This window comes from Allobosea sp. GW822-FHT03F07, from assembly GCF_058801345.1.
In genome coordinates, this window is sequence record NZ_JBXAND010000003.1 from 517,060 (window position 1) to 528,250 (window position 11,191).

Annotated in this window: 6 protein-coding genes; 3 read left to right on the forward strand and 3 right to left on the reverse strand. The window is 67.4% G+C overall.

What is annotated here, in order from left to right; genetic code table 11:
• The first annotated feature begins 35 nt into the window (after window positions 1-35).
• Window positions 36-2,990, forward strand: coding sequence for a bifunctional [glutamine synthetase] adenylyltransferase/[glutamine synthetase]-adenylyl-L-tyrosine phosphorylase (locus AC1RMY_RS13825; protein WP_492865285.1), 2,955 nt, complete (start codon window positions 36-38; stop codon window positions 2,988-2,990).
• Window positions 2,991-3,003: 13 nt separating this feature from the next.
• Here AC1RMY_RS13825 and AC1RMY_RS13830 read toward each other — a convergent pair whose 3' ends face one another.
• From AC1RMY_RS13830 to AC1RMY_RS13840, 3 genes are all read right to left on the reverse strand, one after another.
• Window positions 3,004-5,301: a PAS domain-containing sensor histidine kinase gene (locus AC1RMY_RS13830; protein WP_492865287.1), complete on the reverse strand. Its 2,298-nt coding sequence runs from the start codon at window positions 5,299-5,301 to the stop codon at window positions 3,004-3,006.
• Window positions 5,302-5,513: 212 nt separating this feature from the next.
• The gene (pepN, locus tag AC1RMY_RS13835; protein WP_492865289.1) at window positions 5,514-8,159 is read right to left on the reverse strand and encodes an aminopeptidase N; all 2,646 of its coding nucleotides are present in this window, start codon (window positions 8,157-8,159) and stop codon (window positions 5,514-5,516) included.
• Window positions 8,160-8,253: 94 nt separating this feature from the next.
• A complete protein-coding gene (locus tag AC1RMY_RS13840; protein WP_492865290.1) occupies window positions 8,254-9,699 on the reverse strand; it encodes a cation diffusion facilitator family transporter in 1,446 nt (481 codons plus the stop codon).
• Between the two features lie 338 nt (window positions 9,700-10,037).
• Between AC1RMY_RS13840 and AC1RMY_RS13845 the strand changes: the two genes are divergently transcribed.
• A complete protein-coding gene (locus tag AC1RMY_RS13845) occupies window positions 10,038-10,430 on the forward strand; it encodes a hypothetical protein (protein WP_492865292.1) in 393 nt (130 codons plus the stop codon).
• On the forward strand, window positions 10,423-10,899 hold the full coding sequence (locus tag AC1RMY_RS13850; RefSeq protein ID WP_492865294.1) for a hypothetical protein: 477 nt from the start codon (window positions 10,423-10,425) through the stop codon (window positions 10,897-10,899). The genes AC1RMY_RS13845 and AC1RMY_RS13850 overlap by 8 nt, the downstream gene beginning before the upstream one ends.
• Window positions 10,900-11,191: the final 292 nt, after the last annotated feature.

An 11,191-nucleotide genomic window follows, 5' to 3' on the forward strand; every position in this document is an offset into this window, starting at 1 on the left:
CAATTTGATCGGCGCGTGCTCTTGGGGGATACGCGATGGCCGGGCTGCTCTGTGACAGGTTGGAGGCGGCGCCGGTGCTCCCAGTGCGGGCTCGCGCCGCGGCCCTCCTGACGCGCGATCTGGTCGAGCGCCTGCATGACGACGCGGCCGCGCAGGCGCTGACCGCGCATTTCGCCGCCTATCCCCGCTCGGCCGAACTCGTCGCAGGCATCGTCGCCCATGCGCCCTTCCTGACGCAGATCATGCGGCAGGACCCTGCCGGCTTGCTCGCCTGCCTGACCAGCCCACCCGAGGCTCATCGCGACGCCCTGCTCGCTGAGATTGCCCAGCAGGGCGCGACCGCGACCGAGAGCAGCGAACTGATGCGGCTGCTGCGCCGCTTCCGCCGGACGATGGCGCTGCTGATTGCGCTCGCCGACATCGGTGGCGTCTGGGACGTCGAGACGGTCACGGCAGCGCTGACGGCCACCGCCGACATCGCGGTGAAGCTGGCGAGTGAACATGCCCTGAGGCAGGCGGCCGAGCTCGGGCGCATTCGCCTCGCCGACCCGGCCAACCCGGGGGAGGGCTCCGGCCTCGTCGTGCTGGCGCTCGGCAAGCATGGAGCGGGCGAGCTGAACTACTCCTCCGACATCGACATCGTCGTCTTCTTCGATCCCGAAGTGGCTGAGGCCGCCGGCGTCGCCGAGCCGACGAGCTTCTATGTCCGGCTGACCCAGCAGATCGCGCGCATCATCCAGGAGCGCACCCCGGACGGCTACGTCTTCCGCGTCGACCTGCGCCTGCGGCCGGACCCGGCCTCCACCCATGTCGCCGTCGCTCTGCCGAGCGCCTATGCCTATTACGAGACCGTCGGCCAGAACTGGGAACGCGCGGCGATGATCAAGGCGCGCCCCGTCGCCGGCGACATCGCGCTCGGTCGGCGCTTCATCAAGGATCTCGCTCCCTTCATCTGGCGCAAATATTTCGACTTCGCCACGATCGCCGACATCCACGCGATGAAGCGCCAGATCCAAACGGTGAAGGGGCACGAGACGATTGCAGTCGCGGGCCATAATGTGAAGCTCGGTCGCGGCGGCATCCGCGAGATCGAATTCTTCGTGCAGACGCAGCAACTCGTCTTCGGCGGCAGGCGGCCAAGCCTGCGCGGCCCACGCACGTTGGAGATGCTGGGCGAGCTGACGAGCGAGGGCTGGATCACGCCCCAGGCCCGCGACGAACTGGCCGAATCCTATCGCTGGCTGCGCACCATCGAGCATCGGCTCCAGATGCGCGACGACGAGCAGACCCAGACCCTGCCCAAGGCGGCGGGAGATCTGGAAGCCTTCGCCCGCTTCTGCGGCTATCCCTCGACGGCAGCCTTCGGCAAGGCGCTGACGGCCCATGCCAAGCGCGTCGAGGGCCATTATGCCCTGCTCTTTGAGGAGGGGCCGAGCCTGGCGGCCGAAGCCGGGACGCTCAGCTTCACCGGCTCGGAGCCCGATCCGGCGACGCTGGAGACCCTGCAGAAGCTCGGCTTCCGTAACGCCCTGACGGCGGCCGAAACCGTGCGCGGCTGGCATTTCGGCCGCCGCGCCGCCGTCACCAGCGCCCGCGCTCGCGAGGTTCTGACCGAACTCACGCCGGCCCTGCTGGTCGCGCTCGGCCGCACGGCCGATCCCGACGGCGCGCTCGCCCATCTCGACAACGCCTTCGTGCGAATGCCGGCGGCCGTCGAACTCCTGACGCTGTTGCGCTCGCAGGACTCGCTGCTGACGCTCTTCGCCGAAATCCTCGGCAGCGCGCCGCGCCTGGCAAAGGTCGCGGAACTCCACCCCCATGTTCTCGACGGCGTCATCGATCCGGCCTTCGGCCAAGCCTCGCTCGATTGCGACGCGCTGGTGCGCCGTATCCGCAGCGTCGTCGGGTCGCCGCCGCCGAGCGTCGAGGACGGGCTCGACCGACTCCGCGACGCCGCCCGGCAGGAGAACTTCCTGGTCGGAGCGCGCCTCCTCTCCGGCGTCTATCCTGCCCAGGCGGCGGCGCAGGCCTATTGCTCCGTCGCGGAAGCCTGCCTGCGCGTCGCCTACGACGATACGCGCGAGGCCTTCGCCGCCGATCATGGCGTCGTCGCGGGCGCGCAAAGCGTCGTCCTCGGCCTGGGGCGGCTTGGCGCGGGCGAATTGACGCCATCCTCCGATCTCGACCTGATGCTGCTCTATGACCGGCCGGAGGACGCCGAACCGAGCAATGGCCGCCGCAGCCTCGATCCTGTCACCTGGCATGTCCGCTTCACCCAGCGCCTCGTCGCGGCGCTGACCGTGCCGACGCGGCGCGGCACGCTCTACCAGGTCGACATGCGCCTGCGCCCCTCCGGCAACAAGAGCCCGGCCGCGACGCAGTTCGCCGGCTTCGAGGCCTATCATGCCGGCGAGGCCGAGATCTGGGAGGAGATGGCGCTGACCCGCGCCCGCGTCGTCGCCGGCGACCCGGAACTGGCGCAGCGCGTGGAAGCCTCGATCCGCGCGATCCTGATGCGGCGTCGCCGCCCCGCCAAGGTGGCGACGGCGGTCGCCGAGATGCGGGCCCTGATCGCCAGGGAGAAGGGCGAGAAGAACGCCTGGGACCTCAAGCTCGCGGCCGGCGGCCTGACCGATCTCGACTTTCTCGCCCAGTTCTTGGTGCTCGCCTATTCCAGCGACCATCCCGGCCTGCTGGTCCGCGACACGGGCTCGGTCTTCGTTGCCGCCCGCGCCGCCGAACTGCTGGCGCCGGCCGATGCGGCCGCGCTGGAGGTGGCGGTGCGGCTGATCGGGGATGTTCAGCTCTGGCAGCGCTTCACGGTCGAGGAAGCCTTTGATCCCGCCGCTGTTCCGGCCCGCGTCATGAACCGGATCGCGACCGCCGTCGGACGGCCCGACACAAGGGTATTGAGGGCCGAACTCGACGAGATGCGCGCAGGCGTGCGGGCCATCTTCACGCGGATTCTGGGGGCGGCCCGCGCCGGTTGACGGAGCGGCGGCGTCATGCCGCCCGGGCGGTGATGCTGTTGGCGCGGCCGTCGAGCGGCAGGTGGACCATGACGATCGTGCCGGCGCCGATGGCGGAGCGCAGGCGCAGCGAGCCGCCATGAAGCTCGGTCAGCGAGCGGGCGATGGCGAGGCCGAGGCCCGAGCCCTGGTAGCTGCGGGTGAAATCGCCTTCGACCTGCTCGAAGGGCCGGCCGATGCGGTCGATCTTCTCCTTGGGAATACCGATGCCGGTATCCTCGACGAAGATGTTGAGCGCGCCCGGAACCTGGCGGATGCGGATGGCGATCTGGCCTTCCTCCGGGGTGAACTTGACGGCGTTGTCGAGGAGGTTGCCGAGGACCTGGTAGAGCGCGTGCGGGTCGGCCTCGAGATGCGCGTCGCTCGTGCCCTCGACGGAGAGCGCGAGGCGCTTGCGGTCGATCTCGTCCTGCGACTTGCGCACCACCTCGTCGATGACGAGCCCGAGCGCGACGTCGGATTTCTCCAGCTTCACCTTGCCGGCTTCGAGGCGCGACATGTTGAGGATGTCGTCGATGATCCCGAGCAGGTAACCGCCGCTGGACCGGATGTCCTGAACGTAGTCGGTGTATTTCTCGCCGAGCGGGCCGAACAGCCCGTTCTGCATGATCTCGGAGAAGCCGATGATGGCGTTGAGCGGCGTGCGCAGCTCGTGGCTCATATTGGCCAGGAATTCGGACTTGGCGCGGTTGGCGCTTTCGGCGGCCGCCTTTTGCTCGAGATAGCGTTCGGCGAGGTCGGCGAGCTGCTGGGCCTGCGCTTCCAGCTTCTGGCGCGAAGCCTTGAGGTCGGTGACATGCATCAGGAGCTGGTGCTCGGACTGCGTCAGCCGCTCTTCCTGCTGCTTCAGCTTGGTGATGTCGGTGCCGACCGAGACAGAGCCGCCATCCTTGGTGCGCCGACCGTTGATCTGGAGCCAGCGGCCATCCGAGAGGCGCGCCTCATGCGACGAGGCGCCGTCGACGCTGCGCAGCGCCCGCATCGAATCGCGGTCGATGTTCGGCTGCGCGCTCGCCGACATGATCTCGGCATGGCTGGCGCCGCCCTGGGCCAGTTCGGCCGGGAGCTGGTGAAGCTGCTGGTACTTGGCGTTGCAGAGCACGAGGCGGTTTTCGGCGTCCCAGAGCACGAAGGCTTCCGAGATCGCCTCGACGGCGTCGCGCAGGCGGGCATCGGCGGTGGCGGTGCGCTCGGCCATGCGGCGCTGCTCGGAGATGTCGACGACGATGCCGACGAGATGCTGGGACTGCGTGCGCCGGTCGGTGACGAGCTCGGCGCGGGCCTTGAGCCAGATCCAGTTGCCGGCGCTGTCGCGGACGCGGAATTCCTGGTCGAGATGGGTCGCCTCGCCGCGGGTGATCGCGTCGGCCAGGGCATAGAGATCGACGTCGTCGCGGTGGATGAAGCCGCTGACCTCGCCGAAGGACATGTACTGCCCTGCGCGGTCATAGCCGAGCATGGCGTACATCGAATCCGACCAGTAGATCCGGCCGCGGGCGAGGTCCCAATCCCACAGGCCGCAATGGCCGCGGTTCAGCGCGGTGTCGATGCGCTCGCGGACGCAGTCGCAATCCTCGTCGGCCGCGCGAGCCCGGCGCGACTGCACGATGAAGCCGATGGTGATCGCGGTCAGCACGATGCCGGCGGTCGCGAAGAGCAGCGCGAGGCCGCTGCGACGCTGTTGCCAGGTCGAGAGCGCGCGCGAGACCGGCTGCATCACCGCGACCTGGCCGAGGGGGGCGGCGAGGTTGCGGACGCTGGCGAGAACCTCCGTGCCACCCGGCAGCGTGATCCGCATCACGCCGGCGCGATCACCGAAAGCGGTCAGCGGTTGGGTGGGGCCGAGGAAATCGACAAGCGTGCGCTGCGTCTGGCCGATCGCCGGCTCGCTGGCGACGACATGGCCGTCTTCCGCGCTGACATGGACGATGCGGCCATGGGCGGCGAGATGGCGGGAGGAGAGGGCCGTCAGCGCGGTGGCGGGCGCTACGCCCTTCTGCGAGGCGCTGTCGATCTCGCGGGCCAGCAGGGCCGAGACCAGGTCCATGTCGCCGCTTGCGTCCAGCAGGGCGTCGTCGCGCATGGCCGAGGTCTGGATCGCGGCGCCGACGGCGAGCAGGATCACGAACACTGCGACGAGGCCGGGAATGACGGTTCGGAATGTGGGTTCGAGGCTTTCGAAGCGTTGGTAGAGCGGGTGCGTCAGCGACCTGGCTACACCCAGAATCGAATCCGTGCGCACAGTTGCGCAGCTCGCGTTGGCACGCGTCATGCCCGTCCCCCTTCGGATACTTTACCGTGGTAGATCGGGAGACGTGCCGCATCCCCGCGAATCAGTTTCAGTTGAATCCGCGCGAGTCCGTTTGTCTAGCTTTGAGTTGAGTCTCCGGTGACGAATTCATCCTGAGGTTGTGTTGCCTGATCCGATGAATCCTGCGCGCGCAATGAAACGTTAACCTTTCGGACCGACGCGCGTTAACGTCTTCAGGCGAGGGTCCGCTCGGCGATGTCGGCGACGTCCCGCGAGAGGTTCGGAGTCTGCGCCACCATGGCGAGTTTGCCCTCCGCCAGCGCCTTCCGGGCGGGTTCCAGCATGCGCCAGCTCTTGAACGAACCGAGCAGGCGCGAGGCCACCTGCGGATTGGTCCGGTCGAGCGCGATCACCATGTCGGCGACGAAGGCGTAGCCCTCGCCGTCGGGGCGGTTGAACTGGGTCATGTTGGCCGCAAAGCCGCCGATCAGGGCCCGCACGCGGTTGGGATTTCCGAGCGAGAAGGCCGGGTGCTGCATCAGCGCCTTGACACGGTCGAGCGTGCCGGCCTCCGGGATCAGCGCCTGCGCCATCAGCCACTTGTCCAGAACCAGCGGCTCGGCCGCATAGGTCTGCGCGAAGCGGGCGATCAGCGCCTCGCGGGCCTCCCCCGGGACCAGCGTCATCGCAGCCAGCGCCGCCAGCCGGTCCGTCAGGTTGTCGGCGGCGGCGAACTGCGCTGTGGCGAGGCGCGCGCCCGCCTCCGGCGTCGCGAGCGCGATCAGCCCGAGCGCCTCGTTGCGCAGCGCGCGGCGGCCGGCCGAAGCAGCATCCGGGCTGTAAGCGGCCTGGGTGTTGAGGACGTCGCGCAGGTCGAGAAGATGCGGGCCAAGCCTGCGGCCGATCTGGGCCGAGAGCCCGCGATGCGCGGCGTGGATCGCGTCCGGATCGACATTGCTGCCGATCTCGCGAGCGATGTCGGACTGGGCCGGCAGGCGCAGCACCTGCGCCGCGAAGGCAGGGTCGGCCGGTGCCTGCGTCTGCAGAAAGCCGCCCAGAGCCTCGGCGAGCTCGCCTGCGGTGGCGAGGAGGGCGTCGTGCCGGCTGGGCTCGCGCCCGGCGGCCACCAGGGCGCGGGTCGCGACCGTCTGCAGGGCCTGCCAACGGTTGAAGGAATCGCTGTCGGCCGAGAACAGCCGCAGCAGGTCCACGTCGGAGAGGTCGAGTTCGAGCCGCGCCGGCGCCGAGAAACCGCGCAGCAGCGAGGGGATCGGCGGCTCGTCCACATCGCTGAACGTCACCGAGAGCGAGGGCTGGTCGAGCACGATCAGCCCTTGGCCGGCATAGGCCGCCGATGCCGTGCGGAGCGGCAGATCGCCGGTCTTGCCGACGAGGCCGAGCGCGACGGGCAGCACGACCGGCTGCTTCTCGGACTGGCCGGGCGTCGGCGCCGTCGTCTGGGCGAGGTCGAGCGTGTAGCTACTGGCGGCGGCGTCGTAGCGGCCCGAGGCGACGATCGTCGGGGTGCCCGACTGCTCGTACCAGCGCGCGAACTGCGTCAGATCCCGGCCGGAGGTCTTGGCGAAGCAGGCGAGGAAGTCCTCGATCGTCGCCGCCGTGCCGTCGCAGCGTTCGAAATAGAGGTCCATGCCGGCCCGGAAGGCGTCCTCGCCGATCAGGATCTTGAGCATACGGATCACCTCCGCGCCCTTCTCATAGACAGTCGGCGTGTAGAAGTTGTTGATTTCCTTGTAGGCGCGGGGCCGCACCGGATGCGCCAGCGGCCCGGCATCCTCGGAGAACTGGGTCGTGCGCAGGGTACGGACATCGGCGATCCGCTTCACCGGCCGCGAGCGCTCGTCGGACGAGAACTCCTGGTCGCGGAAGACGGTGAGGCCCTCCTTCAGGCAGAGCTGGAACCAGTCCCGGCAGGTGATGCGGTTGCCGGTCCAGTTGTGGAAATACTCATGCGCGATGATCGCCTCGATCGAGGCGTAGTCGCCGTCGGTCGCGGTCTGCGGATCGGCCAGCACATACTTGTCGTTGAAGATGTTGAGGCCCTTGTTCTCCATCGCGCCCATGTTGAAGTCGGAGACGGCGACGACGTTGAACACGTCGAGATCGTAGTTGCGCCCGAAGACGCGCTCGTCCCAGCGCATGCAGCGGACCAGACTGTCCATCGCCCAGCCGGCGCGCCCGGCCTTGCCCGGCTCGACATAGATCGCGAGCTCGACCTTGCGGCCGTCCGCCGTGACATAGTCCTGGCGGACATGGTCGAGCGCGCCGCCGACCAGAGCGAACAGATAGGCCGGCTTGGGATGCGGGTCGTGCCAGACGGCGAAATGGCGCTCTCCGCCCGGCACCTCGCCGGCGGCGACGAGATTGCCGTTGGACAGAAGCACCGGCGCGATCAGCTTGGTCGCCTCGAGCCGCACGGTATAGACCGACATCACGTCGGGGCGATCGAGGAAATAGCTGATCCGGCGGAAGCCGTCGGCCTCGCATTGCGTGCAGTAGACCCGCGACGAGAGATAGAGCCCCATCAGCTTGGTGTTGGCGGAGGGGTCGAGCTCGGTGTCGATCAGCAGCGTGAAGCGCCGCGCCGGAGGCGCATGCAGCGTCAGCCCCTGGGGGGTGACGCTGTAGCCGGTCTCGTCGATCAGGAGGCCGTCCAGGCGCAGGGAAACCAGCGACAGTTCATCCCCGTCGAGGACAAGCGGCGCACCCGGTCGCCCGGCCGGGTTGGGCCGCAGGCCCAGGAGAGAGCGCACGCGCGTTTTCGTCGGATGCAGGCTGATGTCGAGATCGACCGTGTCGATCAGCCAGTCGGACGGGCGGTAATCCTCGAGGCGGATCAGCGGCGTATCTTCGGAGCGCATGGATAACTCTGGCAAGCGAGGTGTCGGGCGAGACTAGGCGACGTAGCTCGTCTGTAGCTAGCTTGACGATGCGTCGGAAGGGTAGGGCTTGTCGTTAGCCCGAGATGGCGCGGATCGCCGGCTCGGCATGGCTCACGAGGCGGCAGACCTGCGGGCGTGCGATCCGTACCGCGCGCTCGATCTGGTCGACCGCGGCGTGGACGGAGGCGACGTCGAGTGCGGGATCGACGCGGCAATGGTAGTTCACAACCAGCCCGTTCGGCGTCTGGCGCACCCGGACGCTGTGGATGTCATGGACCGGTCCGTTGAGGCTGGCGGCTTCCGCGGCGAGCGCCTTGCCGATGTCCTCGACCGCCTCCCAGGCTGCGTCATGGCCGTGTGGGGTCTCGGTCTCCATCGGTTCGATATGCGTCTCGACCTCGGTCTCGCCGCCGAACTCGGCCCGGATCGCGGCTTCGAGGCGGCTGGCGATCTCATGCGCCTGGCCGAGCGGCAGCCTTGCATCCACCTCCATGTCGAGGCTGACCGACAGGCGCTGGCCGATCGTGTGCACCGTGACGTGATGGACCGGGATCTTGAGCTTGAGCGCGATCAGCAGCACGCGTTCGAGCGCCGTCTCGTCGTCGACCTGCACCGGATCGGTCGTCACGGCGATCTCGGCGCCGGGCTCGATGCGCTCGAATTCGGCCCCGAGCGCCTCGCGGATCGCGGCCACGCGTTCCAGCGGCAGCGTGCGCGAGACGCTGATGCCGATCTCGCCATGGACGCGCCCGCCGGTCGGGCGGACCTTGAGCCAGTTGACGGCGACGATGCCGGGCACTCCTTCGGCCGCCTCGCGCAGCTTCTCGCTGACACCTTGCGGCGCCGCGTCGAGCAGCGTGTCGATGGTGCGGCGCCCCAGCCTGTAAGCCGATAGCGCGGTGAAGGCGGCGATCGCGAAGGCGGCGACCGTGTCGGCGCGCGCGATGCCGTACCAGACACCGATCAGCCCGAGCAGCACCAGCGCGGAGCCGACGAAATCGGCCGCGAAATGCGTTGCCTCCGCAGCCAGTGCCTCGCTGCCGGTCTCCTTCGCCACCTTCGTGAGCGAGCGCCAGCGGATGGCGTCGACGACCATCGAGAGCAGCATGATGCCGATGACGAGCGGCGTGACCTGCACGGTCTCGATCAGCCCGGTCCACAGGCGGTTGCCGGCTTCCCAGAGGATCGCGCCCGCCAGCGCGAACAGGATCGCGGTCTCGGCCAGCGCTGCCAGCGCCTCGACCTTGCCGTGGCCGTAGTGATGTTCGTCATCGGCAGGCATGTCGGAGACGCGCACGGCAAACCAGGTGAACAGCGTCGAGCCGACATCGACCAGTCCCTGCAGCGCGTCGGTGAGCAGCGCCAGCGAGCCGGACAGGATCGCGCCGACGATCTTGGCGCCGGTCAGGAGCAGCGTCGCCATCACCGAGAGGATGGCGGCGCGCTGCTTGATCTGTGCGATCTGGGCCGCAGTCGCCCGGACGGGCGCGCCGGCCGCTGCGTCTTGCGTTGAAGTCATGGCCCGTCCTGCCGGCTGCGTCTTGGAACTGTGTTCGGGAGAGGCGATGCTTTCGCCCGATTCAACGGTAGGATCAACCCGACACTGCCCGATGGGCCCCGTCAGAACGAGTCCGGCCCCGCGAGGCCGGCCGGAGAGGAAGTTCAAACATGCGTTATCTCCACACCATGCTTGCCCTTGGCTAAGTGACTGATAGGCCGGGAACAGCAGGGTGCGGGGGTATCCACTGGATTGCGGGCCGTTTCAGGCCTTTTCGGTAAGGTGCACGCGGTTGCGTGCTTTTGCGTGCCGGGCTCGGTTTGCCGTATGGTGACGCCAAATCGGGGTGACAATTTCCTATGGGCGACGGCGAGAAGTTATACACCGAAGAACAAGCGGAAAAGATTGGAGAGCTTCGCGCCTCTATCCAGTTTGCCCAGCTTCAAAAGGACCATATGCGCAAGTTTGCCGAAGTGCAGACTAGAAGTATGGGCGAAGAAACCATGATAGGCACAGTTGCTCTGGCGAGTGTTTCACTCGTTTCGGCAGCTGAGGTTTTTCGCAAGGACGGGAACCCAACGGTCGGCCTTGTGCTCGCAATAGTTTTCTCCGCCATGCTGCTGTTCTGGTTCGTTCGGCGCCGAAGCATGAGCAGAGCGCGTGAGCTGGAGCTGATGAAAGCCGAGCTAGAGTTGGAAAGGGCCATAATCGAAGCGAACGAGGCCATTCGAGAGGCCAAGGCCGGTGGCTAGTCTCGATGGCGCTAAAAAGGGCCTAAGCGACGCCAGCGCCAGAGCGGCTAAGGCGGTCGCTGATGCCCATGGAGCGGCGACGAAAGTTAGCCTTTCCAGCTCACAGGTGATCATAGGCATGTGCGGCCTAAGCATCGGTGGCGGTGCGCCATGGCTGGCATCTGCGTTCGTTGCTATGGGTGCTGCAACCGCGCCACTTTCAGGTTTCGGAGCTATTCTCGGGCTTGGCGTCGCGCTGTTGATCGCGCGAGGCCGGAAGGTTGTTTCTGGCGAGCTGGATTTTGAGAACGAATCCCGGCGAATGGATGCGCTTATTGCCCAGCGAAACAAGTTCAAAGTGAACAGTGATGAGTACAAGGAAATCAGCGCGGAAATTCGGGCAAGCTATCGGCTTCTTTTCAGAGAGCCACAACTAGCACTACCGCCGCCGCAACTTAAGCTTCCGGCTCCGGCTCCTGAAACGCCGTAAGGCGCGGATTTACCCGGTACTTTTCGCACACGGCCCGAACCTCCTCCAAAGCGCAGCAAGGAATGCGCACCACCATCGTAGGCTCGTTTCCATACATTCCATAGCCAGCGGTGCTTCCGGGGTTGCCACGGGGGCGGGAGCGGCGTTCGGTCATTGCGCAGCCTCCGCGGCGGACAGCTCATCGTCGCCCAGCCCAATACCATCACTGCCGTGGCCTAGGTGACCGACTCATAACTTCGCAACCAGATGCGGATTGAAGCGAGCTGGACTGATGCGAGGAAGTTGTCGTCCC